Raw genomic sequence first — 26,470 nt, 5'->3', positions numbered from 1 at the left:
TGTACACGTCTTTGTGAGGACGAAGTTAACCGGAGTATCATCTTCCGCCCATACTCACCGGATATGGTGCTGCGCATGACTCAGTCGCACCCCAGGATCAGCAAGGCTGTCATCCCAGCCGCAGGCCTCGGCACCCGGTTCCTGCCTGCCACGAAAGCCACGCCCAAAGAGATGCTGCCTGTGGTCGACAAGCCGGCGATCCAGTACGTGGTCGAGGAGGCCGTCTCGGCCGGCCTCTCCGACGTGCTGATGATCACAGGACGCAACAAGCGCCCGCTCGAGGACCACTTCGACCGCAACTACGAACTCGAGGAGGCGCTCTCCCGCAAGGGCGACGCCGGCAGGCTCGCGAAGGTCCAGGAGTCCAGCGACCTCGCGACCATGCACTACGTGCGCCAGGGCGACCCGCGCGGGCTCGGCCACGCCGTGCTGTGCGCCGAGCCCCATGTCGGCGACCAGCCCTTCGCCGTCCTCCTCGGCGACGACCTGATCGACCCGCGCGACCCCCTGCTCGCCCGCATGGTCGAGGTGCAGGAGCGTGAGGGCGGCAGCGTCATCGCGCTGATGGAGGTCGACCCGTCCCAGATCCACCTCTACGGCTGCGCCGCGGTGAAGCCCACCGGCGACAGCGATGTCGTCAAGATCACCGACCTGGTGGAGAAGCCGGAGACCGCGGACGCGCCGAGCAACCTCGCGATCATCGGCCGCTACGTCCTCGACCCGGCCGTCTTCGGCGTACTGCGGGAGACGGAGCCGGGCCGCGGCGGGGAGATCCAGCTCACCGACGCTCTCCAGAAGCTCACGGAGGCGGACCAGTCGACCGCCGCAACGGAGTCGAGCTCCGGCGGCCCGGTCCACGGAGTGATCTTCAAGGGCCGCCGTTACGACACCGGTGACCGGGGCGACTATCTGCGTGCCATTGTCAGACTCGCGTGCGAACGTGAGGACCTGGGCCCGGAGTTCCGGGACTGGCTTCGCAGTTTTGTGAACGAGGAGATGTAGCACCGTGAGCAGCACGACCTGGTCGGTGGACGACCACCTCGAGGACATCCTCGCCGCGATCCGCCCGCTCGACCCGATCGAGCTTCAGCTGCCGGACGCCCAGGGCTGTGTCCTCGTGGAGGACGTCACCGTCCCCGTCGCGCTGCCACCGTTCGACAACAGCTCCATGGACGGGTACGCGGTCCGCGTCGCCGATGTCGCGGGCGCGACGGAGGAGTTCCCCTCCGTCCTCACCGTCATCGGGGACGTGGCCGCCGGCAGCGGCGGGCTGCCCACCGTCGGCCCCGGCCAGGCCGCCCGCATCATGACCGGGGCCCCGCTGCCGCCCGGCGCGCAGGCCGTGGTCCCCGTGGAGTGGACCGACGGCGGCACCGGCGGGGGAGCGGCGCACACGATGCGCCCCGCCGGCGAGGACCCGGAGGGGGCGAGCGGCGAGGTCCGCGTCCACCGCCCCGTCGAGGAGCGTGCGCATGTGCGCGCCCGGGGCAGCGACGTGCAGGCCGGCGACCTGGCCCTCGCGGCGGGCACGGTCCTCGGCCCGCCCCAGATCGGCCTGCTCGCCGCGATCGGCCGCGGCACCGTGCGGGTCCGCCCCCGGCCCCGTGTGGTGGTCCTGTCGACCGGCAGCGAACTGGTCCAGCCCGGTGAGGAATTGACCGAGGGCACGATCTACGACTCCAACAGCTTCGCGCTCGCCGCCGCCGCGCGGGACGCGGGCGCGATCTCCTACCGGGTGGGCGCGGTCACCGACGACGCGGAGACCCTGCGCGCCACCATCGAGGACCAGCTGATCCGCGCCGACCTCCTGGTCACCACCGGCGGTGTCAGCGTCGGAGCGTACGACGTGGTCAAGGAGGCGCTCTCCTCGGTGGGCGACGAGGACGAGCCCGGCAGCGGGATCGACTTCCGCAAGCTCGCGATGCAGCCGGGCAAGCCGCAGGGCTTCGGCTCCATCGGCCCCGAGCACACGCCGCTGCTGGCCCTGCCCGGCAATCCGGTGTCGTCCTATGTCTCCTTCGAGTTGTTCGTCCGGCCCGCGATCCGTGCGCTCATGGGCCTGCCGGACGTGCACCGCCCCACCGCACGGGCGGTGCTGAAGGCGGACAAGGCGATCGGCTCCCCGGCAGGGAAGCGCCAGTTCCTCCGCGGCAGGTACGACGCCGAGGCCGGCAGCGTCACTCCCGTCGGCGGCTCGGGCTCCCATCTGATCGCGGCGCTCGCCCACGCCGACTGCCTGATCGTCGTCCCGGAGTCCGACACCTCGGTGGAGCCCGGCACGGAGGTCGGCGTGGTCCTCCTGGGCTGACCGGCCCCCTGTGGCGGTACCGTGTCTGACCACACAGGCCCTGACGGGACCGGACCGGGAGCACAGGCGCACATGAGTACGCACGGCAGGCTGACGCACATCGACGAGGCGGGGGCGGCCCGCATGGTCGACGTATCCGGGAAGGACGTCACCGCCCGCACCGCGCGCGCCACCGGCCGCGTCCTGGTCTCCCCGTACGTCGTGGAGTTGCTGCGCGGCGAAGGCGTCCCGAAGGGTGACGCGCTCGCCACGGCACGGATCGCCGGGATCATGGGCGCGAAGCGCACGCCCGACCTGATCCCGCTCTGCCACCCCCTCGCCGTCTCCGGCGTGAAGCTCGACCTTGTCGTCGCCGACGACGCGGTCGAGATCGCCGCCACGGTGAAGACGACGGACCGCACGGGGGTGGAGATGGAGGCACTCACGGCGGTCTCCGTCGCCGCCCTCACGGTCGTGGACATGGTCAAGGCCGTCGACAAGGCGGCGGTGATCACCGACATCCGCGTCGAGGAGAAGACGGGCGGCAAGTCCGGCGACTGGACCCGCGGGGGACACGAGGGAGCAGAAGGAGCGCACGCATGACCGCCGACCACGCCACGGCCCCGTACCGCGCGCTCGTCGTCACCGCCTCCAACCGGGCGGCGGCCGGGGTGTACGAGGACACGGGCGGCCCGCTCATCGCCGAGAAGCTCACCGCGATGGGCTTCGCCGTGGACGGCCCCAGGGTCGTCCCTGACGGAGACCCGGTCGGCGATGCGCTGCGCGCCGGAGTGGCCGACCGGTACGACGTCATCGTCACCACCGGCGGTACGGGCGTCTCGCCCACCGACCGCACGCCCGAAGTGACCCGCGCCCTCCTCGATCACGAGGTCCCCGGCATCCCGGAGGCGATCCGCGCGTACGGACGCGAGAAGGTGCCCACCGCCGTGCTCTCGCGCGGAGTCGCCGGAGTCGCCGGCCGCACCCTGATCGTCAACCTCCCCGGCTCCACCGGGGGCGTGCGGGACGGGCTCGCGGTGCTTGAGCAGATCCTGCGCCATGCCGTCGACCAGTTGCGCGGCGGCGACCATCCCAGACCGTCATGAGCGTCAGCTGGCCGGTCGTCCTGGTGGACGGTGACATCACCCTCCGCCCCATAAAGCTGCGCGACCAGCGCACCTGGCGCGAGGTCAACCGGCGCAACCGCGACTGGCTGCGTCCCTGGGAGGCGACGATCCCGCCCCCGGCGCCGGGCGGGCCGCTCATCCAGCGGCCGACGTACCGGCAGATGGTCCGCCATCTGCGGGCGGAGGCGAACGCGGGCCGGATGCTGCCGTTCGTGATCGAGTACCAGGGCAGGCTCGTCGGGCAGCTGACCGTGGCCGGGATCACCTGGGGCTCGATGTGCTCCGGCCATGTCGGCTACTGGGTCGACCGAAGCATCGCTGGCCGCGGGGTCATGCCGACGGCTGTCGCCCTGGCCGTGGACCACTGTTTCCGTTCGGTGGGTCTGCACCGCATCGAGGTCTGCATTCGGCCCGAGAACGGACCGAGCCGCCGGGTGGTGGAGAAACTCGGATTCCGGGAAGAGGGTCTGCGGCCCCGCTATCTCCACATCGACGGCGCTTGGCGGGACCACCTGGTGTTCGCGCTGACGGCCGAGGAGGTGCCGGAGGGGCTGCTCAGGCGCTGGCACCAGGCACGACCCGGAACCGCCCGGGAAATAAAATAAGTGTTCGAAATTGGTCAGCGGTAGCCATGAACCGATCTGAACAATCACAAAAAAAGTCCGTGATATCAGCCAGATCGTGCGACACACCGGGCCAATTGGCGGATGCCCTTGTGCAAATCCCTCTACGGTGTGTTGCGTGAGCAGCAGCGGCCTCATCTACGCAGTCATCGTCGGGGCCTGGGCCGCCTACTTGGTGCCGATGTGGCTCCGCAGGCAGGACGAGCTGAACGAAGCCCGTCCGACGGAACGCTTCTCCACCGCCATCCGGCTGCTGTCCGGACGAGCGGCGATGGAGCGCCGGTACGCCAAGGAGCTGCGGGAACGCACCGCTGAGCAGCCCGAGCACGACGTGGACCCGGACGCTGACACGGACCGTTTGAGTTCCGTGGACGTCCGGGCCTTCGCCGCGCCCCGCACCGAAGTCCGCCGGGACGTGACCGAGGACACCGAGCAGGAGACGGACCGGCCCGCCGGTCGGACCTCCGCCCGGCGCCCCGCCCCACGCCGCCGGTCCGACCGTGCCGCGGCCGCCGAGCGCGCGCGGCGCAGCAAGGTCCTCGCCCGGCGCAGACGGACGACGATCGTCCTCTTCCTCGCCTTCACCCTCGGCGCGGTGGTCGCCGCGGTCGGCGGACTGGGGCTGCTGTGGGCGCCCGCCCTGCCGGCCGTGCTCCTCAGCGCCTACATCGTGCAGATGCGCGCCCAGGAGCGGCGGCGCTTCGCGTTCACCATGGACCGGCGGCGGGCGGAGGCCGCGGCTCAGCGGCTGCGCGAGAACCGCCCGCGCCGCCACCAGCCGGCGCCGGCCGCGGCCGAGCCGGGGGACGGGCCCATGGAGCAGGCGGAGGACGCCGAGCCCGAACCGGCGCCGAAGCTCTCCCCGCAGGAGGCGGGCCGCCGTGCGCTGGTCGAGCAGACCGATCACGCGGAATGGGTGGACCAGCAGCGCCAGCGCGGCCCCGTGACCGGCGACAGCTGGGAGCCGGTGCCGGTACCGCTGCCCACGTACGTCACCGCTCCGGTCGCGCCCCGCGCGTCGAGCGGCGTCGACGTCAGCGACCCGGAGACCTGGAGCGCGGCCCGCTCCTCGGTGGCCGAGCCGGCGCCCGCCCCGCGCGAGACACCGGACCCGGAGGCCGGCGCCGCGCCGGGCCGCCGCACCCCCTCCCAGTCGCGCCGCGCCCGCGACCGGGGCCGCACACCGCTCTTCGACCAGTACGCCGACGAGGACCGGCCGCGCGCCGCCAACGAGTGACACCACCGGCGGATCGAGACGCCCCGGGGGGCGCTGCCGACGACCGGCAGCGCCCCCCGTTCGTCGTCCGTGACCAGCAAGAAGACCGGCCGGGTGACCAGCGGGGAACGGATTTCCAAGCACCCCGATCGGGATGCTAGAGTTTCACTCGTTGCAAGGGCCTGTGGCGCAGTCTGGTAGCGCACCTCGTTCGCATCGAGGGGGTCTGGGGTTCAAATCCCCACAGGTCCACCGCAGCTGAGAGCCCCTGTCGGAGTCATCCGACAGGGGCTCTCGCCTGTTGTGCCAAGTACTCACCCCCGACGACGAGTCCGGTGTAGTCGGGGCGCAGGGTTCAGCCGAGATGTGCGGCGGTGTGCGAGCACGGCCCCAGAGCCGGAGGCTTGCGGACACCGAACTCGTGGCGCAGCGCCGACAGTGCGGCGAGGTACCCGGACATGCCGTGGACTCCGGGTCCGGGCGGGGTCGAGGCCGAGCAGAGGTACACGCCCGGCAGGGGCGTGCGGTACGGATCCCAGCGGGGTGCGGGGCGGAGGACCGACTGCCGGAGGGTCATCGCGCCGCCCCCGATGTCGCCTCCCACGTAGTTGGGGTTGTACCCCTCGTAGGACGCGGCGCTGATGCCACGACCGGCGATCACGGTGTCGGTGAATCCGGGTGCGTACCGCTCGATGCGTGACGTGATCAGCTGCGTCGGGTCGCTGTCGTCGCCGTTGGGGACATGCGCATAGGCCCAGAGGGGGCGCTTCCCGTGCCTGGTTCTGCCGGGGTCGGCGACGGACGGGTCCACCAGGAGAACGAACGGTTCGGGAGCGGGCACGCCGGCGGAGACGGCCGTCTCGGCGGCAAAGACCTCCCGATGTGTCCCTCCCAGGTGCACCGTTGCCGCGCCGCCGACGGCGGGGTTCTTCCACGGGACCTGCTCGCTGACGAGGAGATCGACCTTCGCCGCCCCCGGCCCGTAGCGGTAGCGCTCGAGGCCGCGCCGGTACCGGGGAGGGAGCCGGCCGTTCGACATCCTCAGGAATTCCTTGGGGCTGACATCCAGCAGTACCAGCTTTGCGGAATGCAGCACCTCTTGGAGATCTGTCACACGATGGCCGGTCCGGAAAACTCCTCCGTGCGCCGTGATGTCCTGCGCCATGGCGTCGGCTATTCGGGCGCTCCCGCCTTGTGGGAGAGGCCACCCGGTTCCGTGGGCGAGATGGCCGAGCAGCATGGCTACTGCCGCGCCCGGGATCGAAGGAAGCGGGCCCACAGCATGCGCGGCCACCCCGGCGAGAAGGGATCTGGCCGCCTCCGTGGCGAATCGGCCGACGCCGAACCGTGTGCCGTGCGTCAGAACACGGCTCGCCATGAGCAGGGAAGCGGGGACATCCTCAGGGAGGCGGCGCTGCCCCTTCAATATGAGATCGGCAATCCCTGAGGATCGCTCCAGAAGAGGCTGCATGAGACGGCGCCACCGTGTTCCGTCCTCGCCCAGGTGCTCACAGGTCGAATCGAGGTCACGATATGCGAGTGCGGCAGCTCCCCGGTCGAGCGGGTGGGCATAGCTGACGGCGGGGTGGAGCATTCGCACATTTCTGGATGCCAGGTCGAACTCCTTGAAGAACGGGGAGGCTTCGGCCATCGGGTGCACGGCAGAGCAGATGTCGTGAACGATGTCCGATTCGAAGACGGCCTCGGTTCGCAGGCCTCCGCCGATGGTGTCCTCGGCCTCGTGGAGTTCGACCGACAGGCCGGCTCGTCCTAGCGTGACGGCCGCTGCCAGGCCGTTCGGGCCTGTGCCCACGACCACCGCGTCAATTGGCATTACTTCTCCTGGGGCGGGATCCACCGGCGAGCGGTTGGAGGGTGCGGCCGGATGTGTTCGTCATATGGCTCGAACGCGTGGCATGCGGGGCGCTTTCCCTCCGGTTACCGGAATGCCCCCTTCCGCCGTGAGGGCCGAGGTGAGCCCTCTGATCGCGGGTAAGGTGTTGGGTCGCTGTTGCCTGTTGGCGTGACCGGTCGACAGGCGGAAGAAACGCGGGGAAGTGAAATTGCGAAACATATGTCCAGGGGGAAAGCAGTGAGTCACGAAGAAGTGAATTCCCGATCTGGGTCCGCAAATATGGATGCGGCATCCGAGAGGGTTCTGGAGCTTACCAGGCGTGAACGGGAAGTCCTCCTCATGCTGGCGGACGGGATGCCGGACAAGGAGTTGGCGCGCGAGCTCGGCATCGCCTCGCGCACCGTGCGCGCTCATCTCGCAAATATAACCAGAAAGCTGGGAGTGGAGTCACGTCTTCAGGCGGCTCTGGTCGGGGACCGGCAGCGCGAGGTTCTGCTGTCGTAATCGGCATTGCCATGTCCGGCATTGCCGTCTTCGGCATTGTCAATGCCGGTGTCGCCGGGGGCGGCGATGCCGAAGATGTCACTGGTCAGATCGTTTTCCCTGAGAAATAGTGGAGCGGGTCGACGCCTCGTCGGCCCGCTTTCTGTTGTTCCCGTCGGTTCCTTTCAGTCGGAATTCGGGACATCGCTGAGGAGAAGCGACTTGAAGAAGTTGATCGCATCCGCCGCGGTCGTGGCGGGTGGAGCGGCTCTGATCGTTTCCGCACAGGGCTCCGCACTCGCCGCGCCCGTCGCGCAGAACCCGGGAGTCGTCACGTCCACCCACGGCACGAAGTCCGAGCAGTGGGTCGGCAGCGCCGCGCTGAAGGCGGCCAACCTCGCCACCAACGCGGCCAAGGCCACGAGAGCGGCCAAGGCCGCAGGCGTGCGGGGCGACGAGTCGGCGCGGGCGCACATCCCCGCTCCCGGGGTCGACGCCGCCGTGGTGTTCGACAAGTAGCCGTTCATCATCACCTGAAACGAGGGATCCCCATGAAGAAGAAGTTCGCCGCCGCCGCGGTGGGCGTTGCGCTCGGCGGTTCGCTGATCGCCGTCACGCTGCAGGGTTCGGCCCAGGCCGCCCCCGCGGCCCCCGTCTCGCAGGCCGCGGCCACCGCCCAGGCCGGCCCGATCGACACACCGCAGGTGATCGGCAGCCTCGCAGGAAAGGCCGCCAAGGCGGTGGGCAAGGCCGCGGGCAAGGCCTACGTCCACGGCAAGGCCGCCACCGGTTCGGGCGCCAGCAACCACAGCCTCATCGGCAGCCTCTGGGGTGCGCCGCCGGCCGGTGTGCCCCACCAGGCTCCCGTCACGGCTGACGTGGCCTTCGACAAGTGAGACTGCCGCACCAAGCACTCAGGAGGGCGGTGCTGCTCGTCGGCACCGCCCTCCTGGGCGGGCACTTCACCATGTCCGCGCTCTCCCAGGCCCCGCTCAGCCCCGCGAAGGTGCGCTACGAAGAGACGGTCAACTCCTACCTGGAGCCCTACTTCGCGCAGAACTGGATGCTCTTCGCCCCCGATCCCATCACCGATGACCGGGGAATCCTCGCTCGCGCCAAGTGCTCCGACGGCAGCGTGACCGATTTCTACGACGTCACGTACCCGCACATCAAGGCGGCCCAGGACAGCCGGTTCTTCCCGTCCCGTATGTCGCGGCTCGTGACCAACGGCCTCCAGTCCATCAGCAACCACGACGAGTTGATGAACCGGCTGCGTCAGAACGCCCAGAACGACAAGAAGCCGCTCATCCCCGCGACCCCCTTCGAGAAGTCCTCCAGGAACGAGACGATCACCTTCCTCTCCCGGTACTCGATGGGACAGATGCCGGCACCGTGCGGCGGCGGGCGACCGAGCGAGATACAGGTCCGCATGTACATCCACCAACTGCCCCCGTGGTCGAAGCGGAAGGACCCCGAGGCCGAGGGCAAGGTCGAGGTGGAGGACTTCGCCTGGCGGAAGGTGGAGGAGCTGCGGTGAGGAAGCTGCTCTCGACCCTCGACGCCTGGACGTCGCGTCCCGCCGGCATCGTCGGCGTGTCGGCCGCCCGCTGTCTGCTCGGGTTCGTCGGCCTCATGTACTACGTGAGCCAGTACGGCGACCGGGCCTATCTCTTCGGCCCCGACGGAGTCGTCCCCCAGCACGAGTTCGTCAGCCAGATCCGCGATTCCGGCACCTTCAGTCTCTACGCCTGGAGCGCCTCCCCGGCCTGGTCGGAGGCTGTCTTCCACGGTGGGGCGCTGGTCGCCCTGGCCGTGACGCTCGGCGTCGGCGGACGGGTGGGGCTCGCGCTGCACTGGGTCTTCCTGTGGTCCGTCTACCAGCGTCAGTTCGCCATCATCGACGGCGGCGACAACCTCGCCTATCTCGTCATCCCCATGCTGATGCTCACCCGCTGCTACGACCGTTTCTCGTTCTCCACCGGAGCGGCCCGCGCAGTCGCGCGGCGCCTGCCGGGCAGTGTGCGAGCCCTGTCGACGCCCCTGCACAACCTCGGAGTCCTCGCGATCGCGGCCCAGATCTGCCTCGTCTACATGGTCAGTGGCCTGTACAAGGTGCAGGGAGACGTCTGGCAGGACGGCACGGCCCTCTTCTACATCCTCCGCATCCCCGAGTTCACCTGGCCCGGTGTGTCCGACCTGGTCTACGGAAGCGATCTCCTCGTCTATCTCGGCACCTATGCCTCGGTGCTCTTTCAAGTCTATTTTCCGGTCAGCATCCTGGTGCCGCGGCTGCGTGCCTGGGCGGCTCTCGCCTCCATCGGCTTCCATGTGTCGATCGCGGCGCTCATGGGCCTGACCAGCTTCGCCCTGACGATGATCGCCTGCGATCTCATCTTCCTCAGCGGGGGCATCGACAGGGCGCTCGCCCTCGCCCGTCGGACAGCGGAACGGATCACCGGCAAGGGGACGTGGAAAGATCGGGCGCGTGCCGAAGCCGAGCGCCCCCGGCCCACCCGACTGCCCGAGCCCGCACCCCGAGAGTCCGAGGTCACGACATGATGCTGTTGGCGGAGTTACTGAGCAACTTCCTGCCGGGCCGGCTCAAGTCACGGCTTGCGTACCTCTGGTCGGCCGTGCTGATGACGGCTGTCACGTTCCTCGTACTGTCCGGCCTGGCGCGCTTCTTCGGCCAGGAGTGGGACGTGTCGTTGCGCTGGGCCGGCATCGCCGCGGGCTGCGTCGCCCTGGGCTACGCGCTGGTGTATCCGTTCGCCAGGGCCCGGTTGGCGGACGCGGAGCGCGCACGCACGTAGGCCCGTGTTGCCGAGCGACGCGGGTCCCGGTGCGTCTGCCGGGCACAGCGGGCGCCTGTCCGGCCCGCGGGAGAGCCCGGCCCGGGAGCGGCCAGGGCTCTCCCGGGCGCCTGTCCGGCCCGCGGGAGAGCCCCGGCCGGGGAGCGGCCAGGGCTCTCGTCATACCTGGCGGTTCAGCCCAGGGGGACGGCTCACGACACCTGGGCCTTGTCGTAGACGGCCTTCGCCTCCGCCCCGAAGTACGGGCCGAACATGCGGTTCGGCAGGAACGTGTAGCCGAAGCTGTTCACGGAGACCTGCAGACCCGTCCCGGTGGATTCGTCGAAGGACTCGAACCAGGGGCCGCCGCTGGAGCCGCCCGTCATGTTGCAGCCGAGGCTGTGGTCCTTTGAGAAGAGGAAGTCCTTCGAGCTGTTGCCGCTGCAGTGGATGAGCTTGGAGCCGTCGTACGGGTCGGCGGCCGGGAAGCCGAAGGCGTACATCGCCTTGTTGTAGCCGCCGTTGAACTTCAGGCCCTGGGCGCCGACGGCCTGGCTGAGTGTCCTGCCGTTCAGCGGGGCGACGACGGCGGCGCCGACGTCGTAGTTGATGTCCTCGCTCGCTGCCCACTGGTCCGTGGCGAGCGTCTTGGTCGCGCTCCACTGGCCGTACGGCGCCTGGCCGTCGGCGTAGCCGGGGACGAAGATCCAGTTGGTGTGCCAGGAGCCCTGGTACTTCACGCAGTGGCCGGCCGTCATGACCGTGCTGCCGTTGGTGCTGGTGACCGAGTTGCCGGAGCAGGATGCGGTACGGCCCTGGAACGTGAAGAACACGCGGCCGGAGGTCTTCACCACCGAGCCGCCGCCCGTCCACGGGCCGCCGGCCTGCGGGAAGGCCGTGGGCGCCACGACCGTCTCCTCGCCGGCCGGTGACGCGGGGGCCCGGAAGGTGCCCGGCGTGGCGCGGATCACGTCGAGCGGGGTGGCGCCGCGCATCCGCTCGGCGGTCCAGAAGCCCTTGGCCGCCTGCTCGGGGGCGAAGGACGCGGGAGTGGGGGAGGGGGACGGGGCGGCGCCGGCGGAGGTGGCGGACAGCGCCCCGGCGAGCAGGGCGCCGACGGCGGTCAGGACCGAGGCGGCTAAGCGGTGGCGTCTCACGCATGTCTCCTTCTGCCGTGCCCGCCCGCGGGATCACCGGGCGGGGTGGGGGACAGGACGGTGCGGATCGACGTGCGTGAGGCAGGGTGCCACGAAACGCGCAACTATGTCAGGGGCGCGTCAAAGACTTCGCCATGCACAGGCTGCTCTCGTACTCCCGGTAGTGGCCGAATTTGGCGCACGGCACGTAGCCGCTGGAGGTGTACAGCGCGATCGCCTCCGGCTGCATGTCTCCGGTCTCCAGCACCATGCGGGTCCGGCCCGCCTCGCGGGCGTCCTCCTCCAGCGCGGCCAGGATGCGGCGGGCCAGGCCCAGGCCGCGTGCCTCCGGGATCACATACATCCGCTTCAGCTCGGCGTCGCCGTCCGAGTACCCCTCCGGGTTCTCGTCCTGGGTGCGCCAGCCGCCGGTCGCCAGCGGGCGGTCCTGGTCGTCGTAGGCGATGAGATACAGGCCACTCGGCGGGACGAACATCGAGGCGTCGAGCGGCGTCGCGTCGCCCTCGTCGTCCCCGTAACGCTCCACGTATTCCAGCTGGACCTGGTCATTGAGCTTCACGGCGTCCGGGTGGTCGAAGCTCACGGTTCTGACATGCATGCTGAGAAGCGTACGTGTATGCGAATGGTGTCGGCCGGTATGGTGCCGGGATGCTCACCGTGACCTCCGTGAATGTGAACGGTCTCCGTGCCGCCGCGAAAAAGGGCTTCGTCGAGTGGCTGGCCACCACCGCCGCCGACGTGATCTGCCTCCAGGAGGTACGCGCCGAGGCCGATCAGCTGCCCCCGGAGGTCCGGAACCCCGAGGGCTGGTTCACGGTGCACGCTCCCGCGGCCGCGAAGGGCCGTGCCGGCGTCTCCCTCTACACACGGCGTGAACCGGACGCGGTGCGCATCGGATTCGGCTCGGCCGAGTTCGACGGCAGCGGGCGGTACGCCGAGGCCGACCTGCCCGGTGTCACGGTGGCGAGCCTGTATCTGCCGTCCGGCGAGGTCGGCACGGAGCGCCAGGACGAGAAGATGCGCTTCATGAGCGAGTTCCTGCCGTACCTGAAGGAACTGCGGGCCCGGTCGGCGGCGGACGGCCGCGAGGTCGTGGTCTGCGGCGACTGGAACATCGCCCACCAGGAGGCCGACCTCAAGAACTGGAAGGCCAACAGGAAGAGCTCCGGCTTCCTCCCCGAGGAGCGTGAGTGGCTCGGCCGGGTCTTCTCCGAGGCGGAGTACGTGGACGTGGTCCGCGGCCTCCACCCGGACCAGGAAGGCCCGTACACCTGGTGGTCCTACCGCGGACGCGCCTTCGACAACGACACGGGCTGGCGCATCGACTACCAGGTGGCGACGGCCGCGCTCGCCGCCCGCGCGGTGAAGGCGCACGTCGAGCGGGCGGCGACGCACGGGGAGCGGTGGTCCGACCATGCTCCGGTGACGGTCGTCTACGGCCAGTAGGCCCGGTCCGGACGGCGCGGACCGTCAGTTCTCGCCCAGGTCGCCCAGGTCGCCCAGGTCGCCAGGGTCACCCTCCTCCCGGCCCAGCAGCCGGGTGCCGAGCGGGCACCGCTGGTAGAGCACCACACGGCGTCGCCGGCGGCCGCGGACCAGCCGGGCCCGTCGCAGGATGCCCAGGTGGTAGGAGACCGTCGCGGGCGCCAGAGCCATGTCGCGGCTCAACTCCCAGGTCGAGCGGGGTTCGTCGAGGCCGGCGAGCAGCAGGGCCCGGGTGTCGCCGATCAGTTCGCGCAGCGCATCGTCGCCCTGTTCCGGGGAGGAACCCCACAGCCGGGAGACCCCGCGCGCGGGGTAGGTCAGGACGGGCGGCCGTGGACGCTCGGCGCTGAACAGGACCTGCGCGTCCACGGCGGTGGAGGGGACCAGGACGAAACCGTCGGTGGCCCAGTCGACCACCACGTCGTACGGGCGGGCGACGCGGATCTCGCCGTCCCGCCAGCGCACCCCGTCCCCCAGGTCGTCGATCATGGCTCCCGCGCCGAGGCCGGCCATTTTCTCGGCGCGGTGGCTCACATCGTCCTCGAGAACGGCACGGATCGCGTCCCACTCCGGTGCGAGCGCGGCGGTGAAGTAGTCGACGAGGGCGTCCGCCACGCGCGAGGCCAGTGCGGCGGGGCCGGCCCGCAGCGCGTCGGCGACCGGGGGCGGCATGGGGCGACGCCACCTCTCGTACGCCGCGGTGCTCGGGAAGGCGTCGGCGACCTCCGGACGCACCGCGCGCCCGCGGAAGGCGATGTCCAGGTGGTGGTCGACCTCGTCCGGCGGGGTCCGGCGTACCACGTCCGCGGCCCGCTCCACGGAGACCAGGGCGCTGCCCGGCGACGGGGTGAGGAAGTCGGGCGTGTAGGGGTGGTCGTGCGGGATCAGGCCGTGGAGCAGTTCGAGAGAACGGGGATCCGCTCCCGTCGCGGCGCGGTCGAGGCGGCGACGGAGGTGCGCGGGCTGCAGCCGCAGGGCCCTTCGGCGGATGCCGCTGACCGTCTCCGTCGCGGCACAGATCGCGAACCGTGAACGCCCGAGGGTGTCCGCCGACACCGGAATCCGTACCGTCACGCCGTCCGCCTCCCCCGCGCCCCCGGTCCGGGCGCGCCCAGTGTGCCACGCGGCCCGGGGGACCGATCCGATTCGAGCACGCTCGAATCCGTGGGCCGCGGACTCCGGCTCCTGTTGGGTCGTCGTCGTCACCGCGTCACCCCGTACCAGGTGAAGGAGTGCACCTCATGCCCGTCGATCGTCGCCGTTTCCTTCTGAGCGGTACCGCCGCCGGCGCCCTCGCCGTCGTCGGCGGAGCCGGCCTCTCAGGTCATGCCGCCGCGGCCACGGCCCGCCCGGCGAACGCCCCGGCTGCCAGGGAGCCGGTCGTCGTCGGCGCCAATCCGGGTCTGGTGCTCTACGACGGGGACCGGCTCACGGCGTACGCCTCGGTCTGGCAGGTCGACTGGTCCCCCTACGGCGCCGGGAACGTCCTCGTCCTGTGGCACCGGGACCAGGTGCACCTCTACGGCTCCGATCCGCGGCTGGCGCTGTGGCTGGAGCGGGACTTCGTGCGCCACTTCCCGGAGGCGGAGGGCCTGTTGTGGCCCGCGCCGGTCGTGCACCGGGTGCCGGTGCGGGTGCGGGTGGACCTGGCGCACGGCCTGCGGGCCGACGCGGCCGACGTGCGCGTCGCCATGGGCGACGTCCTCGGCAGGCGTGCGTTCGCCACCGACGCGTTCCCTCTCGGCGGCGGGCTCGAGCACAGCCTCAGTCTCGTCCTCGGTCCGTGCGGGCACGGCTCTGTCCGAGTCGGCGGGCGCGCCGTCGCCGGACTGCCGCGTGTCGGAGGTACGGCGGCGCGGCCCACGTCGACGGCCTACCTCGCCGTCGCGGAGGTCTGGCAACGCCCGGTGGGCGCCGCTTCGTTGGCGGCGGGCTGAGCTCCGGCCACCGGTGCCGGCGCGGGCCGAACCCGGTGGCCGGGCCGACGCCGACACCGACACCGACACCGGCGACGGTGATCGGGGCCGGTGATCCGGTGCCGGAAGGCCGGGGACCGGAGCCGGCCGGGCGGCCGGGCCGGGCGACACGGGGCGTCCGGTCCGGTGGCCCGGCCCACGCAAGGAAGGGCGCACCCGCCATGGGCGGGTGCGCCCTGCGCGGCCCGTAGGCCGCAGACCTACGCCGCCTCGTCAGGCGTCGTAGTCCTCGACCCTGTCGCGGCGCTCGCGCATCGCGCTCTCGCCACGCTCCTGCATGGACTCCCGGGACCGGGCGCCCTGCTGCTCACGACCCTGCTGGGTCCGCTCGGAGACCTCTTCGCGGGCGCGGCGTGCGCGCTCCGCCTGGTCGCCCTTGCCGGCCTTCTGCTTCGCCTGGTCCGCGAGCTCCTGCGCCTTGTCCTTGAACTGGTCTGAGATGCCCATGAAATGTCACTCCTAAGAGGGGTGTGGGGGGTTCGGGGGCAGTCATGCCCCCGGGGCTGCGACCAGCGTTGCACGCACGGACAAAGCACGCATTTCGATCAGTTACGCTCAGTGGTTCTGCTTCCGGCCCGCCTCGTCGGCCGCCCCGCCGGCCCCCACGAGGCCCGTGGAGACGCCGTCGAGGCGCGGTTCGAACCGGCGCATCTCGCGCTGTCCCACCGTGCCGATGACCGCCGGGAGATAACCGCGGATCGACTGCATCCCCCGCAGCCACCACTGCGCGTACACATGCGCGGAACGGCGTTCGATGCCGGCCACGATCCGGTCCACCGCGGGGCCGAGCGGGTAGGTGCGGTTCGACGGCCACGGGAGCCGCTGCCGGAGTTCGCGCATCACGTCGTCCTGGTCGGCGCCACGCACCATGTCGGTGTCCGTCCAGGACAGATACCCGACACCGACCCGCACACCGCGGTGGCCTACCTCGGCCCGCAGACTGTGCGCGAACGCCTCCACCCCCGACTTGGACGCGCAGTACGCCGACATCATGGGCGCGGGCGTGATCGCGGCGAGCGACGCGATCTGGAGGAAGTACCCGCGGCTCTCCAGGAGTACGGGCAGGAAGGCCCGCCCCGTCACGGCGCTTCCGATCAGATTGACCTCGATGACCCGCCGCCAGGCGACCGGGTCCGAGTGCAGGAACGGACCGCCGGACGCCACGCCCGCGTTGGCGACGACGATGTCGACCTTGCCGAAACGCTCCTTGACCTCCTGCGCGACCCTGGCCATCGCCTCGTGGTCGGTGACGTCCGCGTGCCAGTGGTCGCTCTCGCTGTGGAGCCGCTCGGAGACCTTCTTCAGTTCGTCCGGCTCGAGGCCGACCAGCGCCACCTTCGCGCCGCGTGCGGACAGTTTGCGTGCCAGCAGCTCGCCGACGCCGCGCGCCGCGCCCGTGACGACCGCGACCTGCCCTTCCAGGCTCACCCTGCTCATGCGGCTTCCTCCTTCGTGTCCAGGTACGCGCCGGTCAGCTCACGGATCTTGGCGGTGACGGCCTCCGGGGCCTCCACCGGCGTCATGTGGCCCATCCCCGCGAGCTCCACCAGCTCGAGGCACTGCGGGAGTTCGGCGGCCAGCCGCCTGGCGTGAACCATCGGCGTGAGCCGGTCGGCGGTTCCGCCGACGACGATCGCGGGCACGTCCAGGGCCCGTACGCCCTTGTCGAGGTCGAGTTCGCCGAGGACCTGCGACCAGGCCACCCGGGCGGTCCGCGGGCAGGCGTGCACGATGCGCGCGCACTCGTCGACCCGCTCCGGAGAGGAACCGGGGCCCATCGTCCCGTACTTGAGGATGCGCCGGGACACGGGCGTGACCGGTCCGAGCGGTGCGCGGGCCCCGAGGATCAGATGCGTGAGCCTGGTCCGCAGCCGGCCGGGCCGCATCGGCAGGACGACGGACTCCTCGACCAGCCGGGCGCTGCCGGTGCTGCACAGCAGCACGGCCGCCGCGTGCTCGCGGAAGCCGGCCCGGCCCGCCGCGGCCATCATCGTCATGCCGCCCATGGAGTGCCCGCCGAGCACGGCCTTCTCGCCGGGCGCGAGGACGGCTCCGAGCACCGCCTCCAGGTCGTCGGCCAGCCGCTCGGTGCCCACCGCTCCCGCCGGCGTGCGACCGTGGCCCCGCTGGTCGTAGACGACGACGCGGTGGTCGGGGACCAGGTCCCGTATCTGGGCGGCCCAGAAGAGGGTGGAGCAGGTCCAGCCGTGGGCGAGCACGACCGTGGGGGCTCCCTCGGGGCCGTGCACCTCGACGTGGATACGGGCTCCGTCGGCGGAGACCGCGGTCAGTTCGCGGTCGGCGACGGGCGGGGCGTCGGTGCGACGCAATAGCCGGCTCATGCGACGACCTCCGCGTCCTTCGTGCCCGTGCCGCCCTGTGCGCCGGCGGCCTCCACCGGCTGCTTGCCGGCGCCGGCCCGGACCACTTCGTACTCGGCGAGGTCCACGTGGCGGGTCGCGCCACGGAACTCGGTGGTGGTGCCGGGCCAGATGGTGGTGTTGCGGCCGTTCTGGTCCAGGTACCAGCTGGTGCAGCCGCCGGTGTTCCACACGGTCCGCTTCATCCGCTCCTGCACCCGCCGGTTCCACGCGTGGACGGCGGAGGGGCGGGCGGCGAGGGCGGAGCCGGCGCCGAGCAGTTTCAACTGCCTCATGTAGTCGGCCATGTAGTTCAGCTGGGACTCGATCATCAGGATCATCGACGAGTTCCCGAGTCCGGTGTTCGGACCGATGATGGTCATCCAGTTGGGGAAGCCGGCGGCGGTCGCGCCGCGCAGCGACTCCATGCCGTCCTTCCACGCCTCGGCGAGCGTGATGCCCTCGGCGCCGACGACCCGTTCGGCGATCGGCATGTCGGTGACGTGGAAGCCGGTGCCGAAGACGATCGCGTCGACCTCGGCCTCCGTCCCGTCGGCGGCGACCACGGTCGAGCCGCGCACCTCGGTCAGCCCGGAGGCGACGACGTCCACATTGGGCTGCGCGAGCGCCGGGTAGTACGTGCTGGAGAGCAGGATGCGCTTGCAGCCGATGCGGTAGTCGGGCGTCAGCTTGGCCCGCAGTGCCGGGTCCTTGATCGCCTTGCGCATGTTGGCCTTGGCGAGCTGCTCGACGAGCCCGAGCTCGTTCGGCCGCTTGGTGAACGCCTGGACCTGCAACTCGCGGATGCCCCACAGCAGTCCGCGCCGCGCGGTGCCCGTGAACGGCAGCTGCCGGTGCAGCCAGCGCTCCGCCCCCGAGATCTTCCGGTCGACACGGGGCATCACCCACGGAGGTGTGCGCTGGAAGAGGGTGAGCTTCGCGACCTCCGGCTGGATCGACGGCACGATCTGGATCGCGGACGCGCCGGTGCCGACCATCGCGACGCGCTTGCCGCGCAGGTCGTAGTCGTGGTCCCAGCGGGCGGAGTGGAAGACCTTGCCGGGGAAGCCGGCGAGGCCGGGGATGTCGGGCATCTTCGGGTCGGACAGCGGCCCGGTCGCGGAGACGACGACATCGGCGGTGAGCGTGCCCTGCGAGGTCTCGATCTCCCAGCGCAGCTCGTCGGTGTCCCAGCGCATCATCAGCACTTCGTGCTTCAGCCGCAGGTGCGGACGGAGCCGGAAGGTGTCGGCCACGTGCTCCAGGTAGGCGCGGATGTGCTCCTGGCCCGAGAAGGTCCGGGGCCAGTCGGGGTTGGGGGCGAAGGAGAACGAGTACAGGTGCGACGGGACGTCGCAGGCGCAGCCCGGGTAGTCGTTGTCCCGCCAGGTGCCGCCGACCGAGTCCGCGCGCTCCAGGACGACGAAGTCGGTGATCCCCTCGCGGCGCAGCCGGACGGCTGCACCGAGGCCCCCGAATCCGGATCCGATCACCGCCACTCGTACGTGCTCGTGCTGCTGCTGGCTCATGCCGCCGCCTCCCGCTGGAACGGTCCCGTACCGAACACAAAAACGTTGCCAGCAATCACTGGCATGGTTGGGAGGGTAGAGCAGCTCCATACCGAGCGGTAGGGGTAGGACGCCACAAGTTACCGGCGGTACAACATAGGCTTCTGGTGTGAAGGAAGCGCGTGAGTACCGCATGGAGGAATTGGCCGAGAAGGCCGGCATCACGGTGCGCACACTGCGCTTCTACCGCGAGCGGGGGCTGATACCGCCGCCCCGCCGCGAGGGCAGGATCGCCTGGTACGACGAGCACCACCTCGCCAGACTCCGCACGATCGCCGCCCTGCTGGAGCGCGGTCACACCCTCAACGGCATCGCGGACCTGGCCACCGCCTTCGAGAGCGGACGGGACGTGGGCGAGGTCCTCGGCCTCGGCGAACCGACGGAGGAGACCCCGGTCCGCCTCACCCCCGAAGCGCTCGCCGACTACTTCGAGGGGCAGGTCACCCCGGAGAACCTGGCCACCGCGCTGGAGCTCGGCTATCTGGCGACGGACGGCGAGGAGATCGTCCACATCAGCCGCCGACTGCTGGACGTCTCCGCCGCGCTGGTGCGCGAGGGTGTGCCGCTGTCGGTGGTGCTGGATGCGGGCCGCCGGGTCCGTGTCCACGCGGAGGCCCTGGCCGGGCTGTTCGTCGACGTACTCACCACCCACAGCGCCGACGGGCAGCTGGACAAGCTCCGTCCGCTCGCGAAGAGCGTGGTGGAGGCCGAGCTGTCCATGGCGATGGACCGCCGACTGCGCCAGGCGCCTCCGGCCTGATCACCCCGGGGCCCGAAGGCCGTGACCACCCCGGGGCCCGAAGGCCGTGACCACCCCGGGGCCCGAAGGCCCTGGCCAGCCCGGTCCGGAGGCCCGGCCGCGCCCCGGTCCGAAGGCCCTGGCCGGCCCGGTCCGGAGCCGGACGGGGCTGGTTCGGAGCCGGACGCGCCCCGGTCCGGAGGCCCGGCCGCGCCCCGCTCCAGAGACATGACCGGCCCTTGCCCCGGGAGCGGTTCAGCGCGGCGGCAGCGGCGGCCTGCGCAGGTCGGGGACCTCGGAGTAGTCCGGGGGCACCGCGGCCGGAGCCGCCTTGAGCATGTCCAGGGCCAGCCGGATGGCGTCGTCGAGGCCCACATGGCGCCCCTCGGCCCAGTCCAGCGGTGTCCGGAGGGCGTACACGTCCGGCTCGACGCCGTGGTTCTCGATCGACCAGCCGTAGGCGTCGAACCATGCCGCGTTCATCGGGACCGTGATCACCGTGCCGTCGCCCAGCCGGTGACGGCCCGTCATGCCGACCACGCCGCCCCAGGTGCGGGTGCCCACCACCGGGCCGCGGCCGAGCAGTTTGAACGCCGCCGTGATCATGTCCCCGTCCGACGAGGTCGCCTCGTCCGCGATCGCCACGACCGGCCCGCGCGGCGCGTTCGAGGTGTACGAGACCGGCTGGGCGTTGCGGGTGAGGTCCCAGCCCAGGATCCTGCGGGTCAGCTTCTCGATGACCAGCTCGCTGATGTGGCCGCCCGCGTTGCCGCGGACGTCCACGATGAGCGCCGGCCGGGAGACCTCCATCCGCACGTCGCGGTTGAACTGCGCCCAGCCGGAGCCGCCCATGTCGGGGATGTGCAGGTAACCGCACTTGCCCCCGCTGGCCTCCCGTACCACCGCGCGCCGTTTGGCCACCCAGTCCTGGTAGCGCAGCGGCCGCTCGTCGATCAGCGGGACGATCGCGACCCTTCGCGGGGGGCCGCCGATCTCACCCTCCGCGGGGAGGAACGTCAGCTCCACCGTCGTGCCGCCCGCCGCGGACAGCATCGGGTACGGCCCCGCCACCGGGTCGACCGGACGGCCGTCCACATGGGTCAGGATCGCGCCCTCCCTGATTCCCGTGCCGGCCAGCGGGGAGCGGGCCTTGGAGTCGGAGGAGTCGCCCGGCAGGATGCGTTTGACCACCCATTTCCCGTCCCGGCAGACGAGGTTCGCGCCCAGCAGGCCGATGGCGCGCTGGTAGTGCGGCGGTCCCTCGTTGCGCCGGGCCGCGGTGACGTAGGCGTGGGAGGTGCCCAGTTCCCCGAGGACCTCGCGCATCAGGTCGGCGAACTCGTCGGGAGAGGCGACCCGTTCGACCAGCGGACGGTACTGCTCCAGCACCCCGTCCCAGTCGATCCCGCACATGTCCGGTTCCCAGAAGTAGCCGCGGATGATGCGGCCGGCCTCCGCGTACGCCTGGCGCCATTCGGCCACCGGGTCCACCTCGTGCAGGATGCGGCGCAGGTCGAGGAAGACGGTGGAGTCGAGGTCGCCGGTCTCCGTGGCGGGCACGGCGCGCAGGTCGCCCTCGTCGACGACGACGAGCCGGGTGCCGTCGCCGCTCACCGCGAACCAGTCCAGATGGCCGACCAGTTCGGTCTTGCGTGCCTTGGAGATGTCGAAGTGCTCCAGCGTGGGCCTGCCGGAGGTGTCGGCCGGGTTGACGAACGTCTCGCCCAGCGCGCCGGAGATGGGCCAGCGCAGCCAGACGAGGCCGCCGCCGGCGACCGCGTGCAGCGCCGAGTACTTGGACGCGGCGACCGGGAACGGCGTGACCCGGTTCTCCAGGCCCTCGATCTCGACGAGCACCGCGCTGTCGGGCGACTCCTCCAGAGGGTCGAGCCCGCCGGCGGCCGGCCGGCCCTCCGGTGTGAGAGCGAAGGGCGAGGGCGTCGCGGAGGAGAGCGGCACCAGATAGGGGCGGCAGCCGAGCGGGAAGGACAGGTCGCCGGTGTGCACGTCGTAGACCGGGTCGAAGCCGCGCCAGGAGAGGAAGGCGAGGTAGCGGCCGTCGCGGGTGAAGACCGGATTCTCGTCCTCGAAACGGCCGTTGGTGACGTCGACGATCGTGCGGTCGGCGATCCGGGCCATCCTGATCTGCCGCAGCGAGCGGCCGATGCCGGGCTGCGACCAGGTCAGCCAGTGTCCGTCGGGGGAGAACGACAGGTCGCGCACGGGCCCGTTGACGGAGCGGACCAGTTCGGTGACCTCGCCCGTGGACTCCTCCGTGGTGTCGATCAGGAGCAGCCGGCCGTCGTGGGAGGCGATGGCGATCCGTTCGCCCTCGCTGTCGGCGGCCACCTCCAGCACCCGCCCCAGCTGTCCCGACGCGAGCCGGCGCGGCTCACGGTCGCCGGTCGCCCGCGGCAGGTACGCGATCTCGACGGCGTCCTCGCCGTCCGCGTCCGTGATGTAGGCGACCTGCCCGCCGCTGCCCAGCATCGCCGGCAGCCGTACCCGCACGCCGGGGGTGTCCGCGATGGTGCGGGCGGGGCCGTCGCGGTGGGTGAGCCAGTACAGGCTGCCGCGCACGTTGACGGCGCTGGCCCGCCCCGTCTCGTCGACCGAGACCGCGCCCACATGGTTGGCGGCCGGCACCTGATACGTGCGGCGGCCGGCGCGCGGCCCGCCGAGCCGTACCTCCAGCTTGCGCGGCACCGAGTCGGGCCTGGTCAGGTCCTCGACGATCCACAGATCGCCGCCGCACTGGTACACGACCCGGTGGCCGTCGCTCGCGGCGTGCCGGGCGTAGAAGGCGTCGTGGTCGGTGTGGCGCAGCAGTCCCGTTCCGTCGGGGCGGCAGGAGTAGAGGTTGCCCACGCCCTCGTGGTCGGAGAGGAACGCGATCCGGCCGTCGTCCTCCGACCACCGGGAGGTGCCGTTGCCGTGGATGAACATGGGGCAGTCGAGGTGCCCGTTCAGGTCGGGGAGCAGTTGTTCGCCCTGCAGCCACAGCCGGCCGGTCGCGCCACCGCGGTAGCGCTTCCACGCGGCGGGTTCGTGCGGCGGCTTGCCGGTGAGCAGCAGGGTGCGCCGTTCACAGCCCGTGCCGCCGGGGTGGGAGGGCCCCTCCGACTCGTCGGTGACGGCGATGTCGGAGACCGGTCCCCAGGGGAGCCGGCCGCCGGGGGAGCCGTCGGTCGGGACGCTGTAGGCCCAGGAGAAGTACGAGAAGGGCTGGCCGTGCGAGGAGACGGCGAGGATCTGGCCGTCGGGGGTCCACCCGCAGACCCGGGTGTCGGTCGACCCCCAGTAGCTCAGCCGGCGCGCGGGGCCGCCCTCGACGGGCGCGAGATGGATCTCCGGGTCGAGGCTGCGCCAGTTCGTGTAGGCGATGTGCCTGCCGTCGGGCGAGAACCGGGGGTGCCCGACCCTGGTGCGGTCGACGGTCAGCCGCCATGCCCGGTCGGGCTGTTTCCCCTCCGGGACCAGCGGCGCGATCCACAGGTCGTCCTCGGCGGCGAAGCACAGCAGGTCGCCGTACAGATGCGGGTAGCGGAGATACGCGGCGTCGTCACTCACCCCCCAATGCTTTCCGCGCCCAAGGGCCGCGGCAACTTGTGGGGCGGGGTGAATCGCGGGGCGGCCGGCTGTGCGGCGCGACCCCGTGGGGCCTGACCGGGAGGAACGTCCGCGGCCCGCGACGTCCGTGGCGCGGAACTCGGTGGCCGGGAACGTCCGTGACCGAGGCCACAATCGAAACGGTTTCGTTTCGATGGCGCCCCGGGTACTCTCGAAGTGTACGAAACGGTTTCGTTCGATCACCGCGACCCGGGAGGCAGGCATGACACGCAGCCGGCTCACCCCGGAGCGCGAGGCGCAGCTGTACGAAGCAGTGCTCGACCTGCTCCGCGAGGTCGGTTACGACGCCCTGACCATGGACGCCGTGGCGGCCCGTACGCGCTCCAGCAAGGCCACGCTCTACCGCCAGTGGAAGAGCAAGCCCGAGCTGGTCGCCACGGCGCTCAAGCACGGCAAGCCGGTGCATGTCGGCGACATCGACACCGGCACCCTGCGCGGCGACTTCCACGCCATGATCGGACGCACCGACGACTGTCAGATGGAGAAGGACTCCGCGCTGATGCGGGGTCTGGCCCAGGCGATCCACGCCCATCCCGATCTCCACGAAGCCCTGCGTGAGCTGCTCATCGAGCCGGAGATCACCGGACTCGACGCGCTGCTGCGGCGGGCCGTGGACCGGGGTGAGGTCAGCGCGGACAACCCGGCACTGGGTTACGTACCGCACATGCTGGTCGGCGCGTTCGTCGTCCGGCATCTGATCGAGGACCGCACCCCCGACCAAGCCTTCCTCACCGACTATCTCGACGCCGTGGTCCTCCCCGCCCTCGGCGTCTGACCTCCCCGGGTCGCGACACCCCTCCCCGCTGCACCACAGCACAGCACCTGACGCGCGCCGCTCTCGTCGTCGGGCCGGCTCCCCATGCCCTGTTCACCCTCATTTACGGGAGTAGCCCTCGTGGCCACGTTTCTCTACAAGCTAGGACGGTCGGCCTTCCGGCGCCGCCGTCTCGTCGCCCTGCTGTGGGTGGCGCTGCTCGCCGTCGCCGGGGTCGGCGCGGCCACCGCGTCCACCGCCACGTCCTCTTCCTTCTCCATCCCGGGGACGGAGGCCCAGAAGGCCTTCGACCTGCTGGAGGAGCGCTTCCCCGGCGGCAGCGCCGACGGCGCGACCGCCCGGGTGGTCTTCAAGGCCCCCGACGGCGAGAAGATGACCGACGCCGGTCACCGTGCCGAGGTGGACAAGGCCGTCTCCGAGCTCAAGGACGGCTCCGACCAGATCGCGGCGGTCACCGACCCGTACACCGCCAAGGCCGTCTCCCGGGACGGCTCCACCGCGTACGTCTCCGTCACCTACGCCGTCAGCTCGATGGAGCTGACCGACGCGACGCGTGAGGCGCTGGAGGAGACCGGCACCGAGGCGCGCGAAGCGGGTCTGACGGTGGAGATCGGCGGTGACGCGCTGCAGGCGGTCCCCGAGACCGGGGCGGGCGAGATCATCGGCGTCGTCGTCGCGGGCATCGTCCTCGTCATCACCTTCGGTTCGCTGGTGGCCGCCGGGCTGCCGCTGCTCACCGCGATCATCGGCGTCGGCATCGGCATCTCCACGATCACCGCCCTGGCGAACGTCCTCGACCTCGGCTCGACCACCTCGACCCTCGCGATGATGATCGGCCTGGCGGTCGGCATCGACTACGCGTTGTTCATCGTCTCGCGCTACCGTGCCGAGCTGGCCGAGGGCAAGGAGCACGAGGAGGCGGCCGGACGGGCCGTCGGCACGGCGGGCTCCGCTGTCGTCTTCGCCGGCCTGACCGTGGTCATCGCCCTCGTCGGCCTGGCCGTGGTGAACATCCCGATGCTCACCAAGATGGGCTTCGCCGCCGCCGGCACCGTCGTCATCGCCGTCCTGATCGCCCTCACCCTGATCCCGGCGCTGCTCGGCTTCGCGGGCAAGCGGGTGCTGGGCCGCAAGGTGCGCAAGGGCGCGCCCGTCTCCGACAAGCCGAACGCCGGCACCCGCTGGGCGCGCTTCGTGCTGCGCCGCCCGGTCGCCGTGCTGCTCGCGGGCGTCGTGGGCCTCGGGGCCATGGCGATACCGGCCGCATCGCTGGAGATGGGTCTGCCCGACGACGGCGCGCAGCCCACGAGCACCACCCAGCGCAAGGCGTACGACCTGCTCTCCGACGGCTTCGGGCCCGGCTTCAACGGTCCGCTGATGGTCGTCGTCGACGGCGACAAGAGCGTGGCGGACCGCACGGTCGAGGTCATCAAGGGCCTCGACGGCGCCGCCGCCGTCACCCCGCCGACCCTCAACAAGGCCGGCGACACCGCGATGATCACGGTGATCCCGAAGGACAGGCCCTCCTCTGTGCAGACCGAGGACCTGGTGCACGACATCCGCGACCGGAGCGGTGACGAGGTCCTCGTCACCGGCGCCACCGCGATGAACATCGACTTCTCGCAGAAGATGAACGACGCGCTGCTGCCCTACCTGGCGCTCGTCGTGGGGCTCGCCTTCCTGCTGCTGATGGTGGTCTTCCGGTCGGTGCTGGTGCCGCTCAAGGCGGCCCTCGGATTCCTGCTGTCGGTCGTCGCGGCACTCGGCGCGGTCGTGGCCGTGTTCCAGTGGGGCTGGCTGGGCTCGGTGTTCGGGGTCGAGCAGACCGGCCCGATCATGTCGATGATGCCGATCTTCATGGTGGGCGTCGTCTTCGGTCTCGCCATGGACTACGAGGTCTTCCTGGTCACCCGGATGAGGGAGGCGTACGTCCACGGCGAGCGGCCGGGCGAGGCGATCGTCACCGGCTTCCGCCACGGGACCAGGGTGGTGGCCGCCGCGGCCGTCATCATGATCGCTGTCTTCTCCGGTTTCATCGGCTCCAGCGAGCAGATGGTCAAGATGATCGGCTTCGGTCTCGCGATCGCCGTCTTCTTCGACGCGTTCGTGGTCCGCATGGCGATCGTGCCGGCGGTGCTGGCCCTGCTCGGCCACAAGGCCTGGTGGCTGCCCCGCTGGCTGGACCGGGTGCTGCCGAACGTCGACGTGGAGGGCGAGAAGCTGCACAAAGAGCTCGCCGAGAGCCCCGGCGACCCGGACGGGGACCGCGAGTTGGTCCGCGTCTGACGCTCCCCGACCAGGGAGGACATGAACTCCGGAGGTGCCCCGTGGCGCGGCGTCCGCCGCGCCCCCCCCCGACACCCCCCCCCGCCCGCCCCCCCCCCCCCCCACGCCCGC

At 71.1% G+C, this 26,470-nt stretch carries 26 protein-coding genes, 1 tRNA gene and 1 pseudogene; 18 read left to right on the top strand and 10 right to left on the bottom strand.

What is annotated here, in order from left to right; all coding sequences use genetic code 11:
• Positions 1 to 75 precede the first annotated feature (75 nt).
• The 7 genes from galU (at position 76) to AB0K36_RS29555 (ending at position 5,505) form a co-directional block, all read left to right on the top strand.
• On the top strand, positions 76 to 1,002 hold the full coding sequence (galU, locus tag AB0K36_RS29585; RefSeq protein ID WP_364600162.1) for a UTP--glucose-1-phosphate uridylyltransferase GalU: 927 nt from the start codon (positions 76 to 78) through the stop codon (positions 1,000 to 1,002).
• A gap of 4 nt (positions 1,003 to 1,006) precedes the next feature.
• Entirely contained in the window at positions 1,007 to 2,308 is a 1,302-nt protein-coding gene (gene glp, locus AB0K36_RS29580) for a molybdotransferase-like divisome protein Glp (protein WP_364600160.1), read from the top strand.
• Between the two features lie 72 nt (positions 2,309 to 2,380).
• The gene (gene moaC, locus AB0K36_RS29575; RefSeq protein ID WP_364600158.1) at positions 2,381 to 2,890 is read left to right on the top strand and encodes a cyclic pyranopterin monophosphate synthase MoaC; all 510 of its coding nucleotides are present in this window, start codon (positions 2,381 to 2,383) and stop codon (positions 2,888 to 2,890) included.
• On the top strand, positions 2,887 to 3,393 hold the full coding sequence (locus AB0K36_RS29570) for a MogA/MoaB family molybdenum cofactor biosynthesis protein (protein WP_364600156.1): 507 nt from the start codon (positions 2,887 to 2,889) through the stop codon (positions 3,391 to 3,393). Before moaC ends, AB0K36_RS29570 begins: the two co-directional genes overlap by 4 nt.
• On the top strand, positions 3,390 to 4,019 hold the full coding sequence (locus AB0K36_RS29565) for a GNAT family N-acetyltransferase (protein ID WP_364600154.1): 630 nt from the start codon (positions 3,390 to 3,392) through the stop codon (positions 4,017 to 4,019). The genes AB0K36_RS29570 and AB0K36_RS29565 overlap by 4 nt, the downstream gene beginning before the upstream one ends.
• A 136-nt stretch (positions 4,020 to 4,155) precedes the next feature.
• Positions 4,156 to 5,274, top strand: a complete 1,119-nt coding sequence (gene sepX / locus AB0K36_RS29560; protein ID WP_364600152.1) for a divisome protein SepX/GlpR — start codon at positions 4,156 to 4,158, stop codon at positions 5,272 to 5,274.
• Between the two features lie 157 nt (positions 5,275 to 5,431).
• A tRNA-Ala gene (locus AB0K36_RS29555) sits at positions 5,432 to 5,505 on the top strand.
• A 103-nt stretch (positions 5,506 to 5,608) separates the two neighbouring features.
• Here the strand turns inward: AB0K36_RS29555 and AB0K36_RS29550 are convergent.
• A complete protein-coding gene (locus tag AB0K36_RS29550) occupies positions 5,609 to 6,349 on the bottom strand; it encodes a phytoene desaturase family protein (protein ID WP_364600192.1) in 741 nt (246 codons plus the stop codon).
• Positions 6,350 to 6,400: 51 nt separating this feature from the next.
• A pseudogene (locus AB0K36_RS29545) lies at positions 6,401 to 7,087 on the bottom strand (phytoene desaturase family protein); the annotation flags it as partial.
• 189 nt (positions 7,088 to 7,276) lie between these two features.
• Between AB0K36_RS29545 and AB0K36_RS29540 the strand changes: the two are divergent.
• The 6 genes from AB0K36_RS29540 to AB0K36_RS29515 all read left to right on the top strand — a co-directional run bounded on the left by AB0K36_RS29540 (position 7,277) and on the right by AB0K36_RS29515 (position 10,404).
• Positions 7,277 to 7,612, top strand: coding sequence for a helix-turn-helix domain-containing protein (locus tag AB0K36_RS29540; RefSeq protein ID WP_364600150.1), 336 nt, complete (start codon positions 7,277 to 7,279; stop codon positions 7,610 to 7,612).
• A gap of 201 nt (positions 7,613 to 7,813) precedes the next feature.
• Entirely contained in the window at positions 7,814 to 8,110 is a 297-nt protein-coding gene (locus AB0K36_RS29535) for a hypothetical protein (RefSeq protein WP_364600148.1), read from the top strand.
• A gap of 32 nt (positions 8,111 to 8,142) precedes the next feature.
• Positions 8,143 to 8,487: a hypothetical protein gene (locus tag AB0K36_RS29530; RefSeq protein ID WP_364600147.1), complete on the top strand. Its 345-nt coding sequence runs from the start codon at positions 8,143 to 8,145 to the stop codon at positions 8,485 to 8,487.
• Positions 8,484 to 9,128, top strand: a complete 645-nt coding sequence (locus tag AB0K36_RS29525) for a DUF5819 family protein (protein WP_364600145.1) — start codon at positions 8,484 to 8,486, stop codon at positions 9,126 to 9,128. Before AB0K36_RS29530 ends, AB0K36_RS29525 begins: the two co-directional genes overlap by 4 nt.
• Complete coding sequence (locus AB0K36_RS29520) at positions 9,125 to 10,150, top strand: HTTM domain-containing protein (RefSeq protein ID WP_364600143.1); 1,026 nt, start codon at positions 9,125 to 9,127, stop codon at positions 10,148 to 10,150. The genes AB0K36_RS29525 and AB0K36_RS29520 overlap by 4 nt, the downstream gene beginning before the upstream one ends.
• Positions 10,147 to 10,404, top strand: coding sequence for a hypothetical protein (locus AB0K36_RS29515; protein ID WP_364600141.1), 258 nt, complete (start codon positions 10,147 to 10,149; stop codon positions 10,402 to 10,404). Before AB0K36_RS29520 ends, AB0K36_RS29515 begins: the two co-directional genes overlap by 4 nt.
• Positions 10,405 to 10,595: 191 nt before the next feature.
• On the opposite strand, the gene AB0K36_RS29510 is transcribed toward AB0K36_RS29515, so the two are convergent.
• Together AB0K36_RS29510 and AB0K36_RS29505 are read right to left on the bottom strand one after the other, a co-directional pair.
• A complete protein-coding gene (locus AB0K36_RS29510) occupies positions 10,596 to 11,540 on the bottom strand; it encodes a trypsin-like serine peptidase (protein ID WP_364600139.1) in 945 nt (314 codons plus the stop codon).
• Between the two features lie 109 nt (positions 11,541 to 11,649).
• The gene (locus AB0K36_RS29505) at positions 11,650 to 12,138 is read right to left on the bottom strand and encodes a GNAT family N-acetyltransferase (protein WP_364600137.1); all 489 of its coding nucleotides are present in this window, start codon (positions 12,136 to 12,138) and stop codon (positions 11,650 to 11,652) included.
• Between the two features lie 50 nt (positions 12,139 to 12,188).
• On the opposite strand from AB0K36_RS29505, the gene AB0K36_RS29500 reads away from it, so the two are divergent.
• Positions 12,189 to 12,986 carry an exodeoxyribonuclease III gene (locus tag AB0K36_RS29500; protein ID WP_364600135.1) on the top strand — a complete coding sequence of 266 codons (798 nt, stop codon included), beginning with the start codon at positions 12,189 to 12,191 and terminating at the stop codon, positions 12,984 to 12,986.
• 24 nt (positions 12,987 to 13,010) lie between these two features.
• Here the strand turns inward: AB0K36_RS29500 and AB0K36_RS29495 are convergent, their stop codons facing one another.
• Positions 13,011 to 14,099, bottom strand: a complete 1,089-nt coding sequence (locus tag AB0K36_RS29495; protein WP_364600133.1) for a helix-turn-helix domain-containing protein — start codon at positions 14,097 to 14,099, stop codon at positions 13,011 to 13,013.
• A 167-nt stretch (positions 14,100 to 14,266) separates the two neighbouring features.
• On the opposite strand from AB0K36_RS29495, the gene AB0K36_RS29490 reads away from it, so the two are divergent.
• On the top strand, positions 14,267 to 14,962 hold the full coding sequence (locus AB0K36_RS29490; protein WP_364600131.1) for a hypothetical protein: 696 nt from the start codon (positions 14,267 to 14,269) through the stop codon (positions 14,960 to 14,962).
• Between the two features lie 252 nt (positions 14,963 to 15,214).
• Here AB0K36_RS29490 and AB0K36_RS29485 read toward each other — a convergent pair whose 3' ends face one another.
• From AB0K36_RS29485 to AB0K36_RS29470, 4 genes are all read right to left on the bottom strand, one after another.
• On the bottom strand, positions 15,215 to 15,448 hold the full coding sequence (locus AB0K36_RS29485; protein WP_364600130.1) for a hypothetical protein: 234 nt from the start codon (positions 15,446 to 15,448) through the stop codon (positions 15,215 to 15,217).
• Positions 15,449 to 15,556: 108 nt separating this feature from the next.
• The gene (locus tag AB0K36_RS29480) at positions 15,557 to 16,438 is read right to left on the bottom strand and encodes an SDR family oxidoreductase (RefSeq protein WP_364600128.1); all 882 of its coding nucleotides are present in this window, start codon (positions 16,436 to 16,438) and stop codon (positions 15,557 to 15,559) included.
• On the bottom strand, positions 16,435 to 17,343 hold the full coding sequence (locus AB0K36_RS29475; RefSeq protein ID WP_364600127.1) for an alpha/beta fold hydrolase: 909 nt from the start codon (positions 17,341 to 17,343) through the stop codon (positions 16,435 to 16,437). The genes AB0K36_RS29480 and AB0K36_RS29475 overlap by 4 nt, the downstream gene beginning before the upstream one ends.
• The gene (locus tag AB0K36_RS29470) at positions 17,340 to 18,890 is read right to left on the bottom strand and encodes a flavin-containing monooxygenase (RefSeq protein ID WP_364600125.1); all 1,551 of its coding nucleotides are present in this window, start codon (positions 18,888 to 18,890) and stop codon (positions 17,340 to 17,342) included. The genes AB0K36_RS29475 and AB0K36_RS29470 overlap by 4 nt, the downstream gene beginning before the upstream one ends.
• Before the next feature lie 172 nt (positions 18,891 to 19,062).
• Between AB0K36_RS29470 and AB0K36_RS29465 the strand changes: the two genes are divergently transcribed.
• Entirely contained in the window at positions 19,063 to 19,689 is a 627-nt protein-coding gene (locus AB0K36_RS29465; RefSeq protein WP_189469478.1) for a MerR family transcriptional regulator, read from the top strand.
• 234 nt (positions 19,690 to 19,923) lie between these two features.
• Here the strand turns inward: AB0K36_RS29465 and AB0K36_RS29460 are convergent, their stop codons facing one another.
• Entirely contained in the window at positions 19,924 to 23,238 is a 3,315-nt protein-coding gene (locus AB0K36_RS29460; protein ID WP_364600123.1) for a S41 family peptidase, read from the bottom strand.
• 262 nt (positions 23,239 to 23,500) lie between these two features.
• Between AB0K36_RS29460 and AB0K36_RS29455 the strand changes: the two genes are divergently transcribed.
• Both AB0K36_RS29455 and AB0K36_RS29450 read left to right on the top strand, forming a co-directional pair.
• Positions 23,501 to 24,073, top strand: a complete 573-nt coding sequence (locus tag AB0K36_RS29455) for a TetR/AcrR family transcriptional regulator (RefSeq protein WP_159691093.1) — start codon at positions 23,501 to 23,503, stop codon at positions 24,071 to 24,073.
• Between the two features lie 120 nt (positions 24,074 to 24,193).
• Positions 24,194 to 26,359: an MMPL family transporter gene (locus tag AB0K36_RS29450; protein WP_364600121.1), complete on the top strand. Its 2,166-nt coding sequence runs from the start codon at positions 24,194 to 24,196 to the stop codon at positions 26,357 to 26,359.
• The last annotated feature ends 111 nt before the right edge of the window (positions 26,360 to 26,470 follow it).

Source organism: Streptomyces kurssanovii (genome assembly GCF_040677245.1).
Classification (GTDB): Bacteria; Actinomycetota; Actinomycetes; order Streptomycetales; family Streptomycetaceae; genus Streptomyces; species Streptomyces kurssanovii.
The sequence above is the reverse complement of the archived record's forward strand: the minus strand, read 5'-3'. Positions and strand labels throughout refer to the sequence as shown.

What these genes read in the sequence shown, in the direction of transcription:
- galU (WP_364600162.1), top strand. Translation starts at nt 76, where the DNA reads ATGACTCAGTCGCACCCCAGGATCAGCAAGGCTGTCATCCCAGCCGCA.
- moaC (WP_364600158.1), top strand. Translation starts at nt 2,381, where the DNA reads ATGAGTACGCACGGCAGGCTGACGCACATCGACGAGGCGGGGGCGGCC.
- AB0K36_RS29570 (WP_364600156.1), top strand. Translation starts at nt 2,887, where the DNA reads ATGACCGCCGACCACGCCACGGCCCCGTACCGCGCGCTCGTCGTCACC.
- AB0K36_RS29565 (WP_364600154.1), top strand. Translation starts at nt 3,390, where the DNA reads ATGAGCGTCAGCTGGCCGGTCGTCCTGGTGGACGGTGACATCACCCTC.
- AB0K36_RS29530 (WP_364600147.1), top strand. Translation starts at nt 8,143, where the DNA reads ATGAAGAAGAAGTTCGCCGCCGCCGCGGTGGGCGTTGCGCTCGGCGGT.
- AB0K36_RS29515 (WP_364600141.1), top strand. Translation starts at nt 10,147, where the DNA reads ATGATGCTGTTGGCGGAGTTACTGAGCAACTTCCTGCCGGGCCGGCTC.
- AB0K36_RS29505 (WP_364600137.1), bottom strand. Translation starts at nt 12,138, where the DNA reads ATGCATGTCAGAACCGTGAGCTTCGACCACCCGGACGCCGTGAAGCTC.
- AB0K36_RS29500 (WP_364600135.1), top strand. Translation starts at nt 12,189, where the DNA reads ATGCTCACCGTGACCTCCGTGAATGTGAACGGTCTCCGTGCCGCCGCG.
- AB0K36_RS29490 (WP_364600131.1), top strand. Translation starts at nt 14,267, where the DNA reads ATGCCCGTCGATCGTCGCCGTTTCCTTCTGAGCGGTACCGCCGCCGGC.
- AB0K36_RS29485 (WP_364600130.1), bottom strand. Translation starts at nt 15,448, where the DNA reads ATGGGCATCTCAGACCAGTTCAAGGACAAGGCGCAGGAGCTCGCGGAC.
- AB0K36_RS29480 (WP_364600128.1), bottom strand. Translation starts at nt 16,438, where the DNA reads ATGAGCAGGGTGAGCCTGGAAGGGCAGGTCGCGGTCGTCACGGGCGCG.
- AB0K36_RS29475 (WP_364600127.1), bottom strand. Translation starts at nt 17,343, where the DNA reads ATGAGCCGGCTATTGCGTCGCACCGACGCCCCGCCCGTCGCCGACCGC.
- AB0K36_RS29470 (WP_364600125.1), bottom strand. Translation starts at nt 18,890, where the DNA reads ATGAGCCAGCAGCAGCACGAGCACGTACGAGTGGCGGTGATCGGATCC.
- AB0K36_RS29465 (WP_189469478.1), top strand. Translation starts at nt 19,063, where the DNA reads ATGGAGGAATTGGCCGAGAAGGCCGGCATCACGGTGCGCACACTGCGC.
- AB0K36_RS29455 (WP_159691093.1), top strand. Translation starts at nt 23,501, where the DNA reads ATGACACGCAGCCGGCTCACCCCGGAGCGCGAGGCGCAGCTGTACGAA.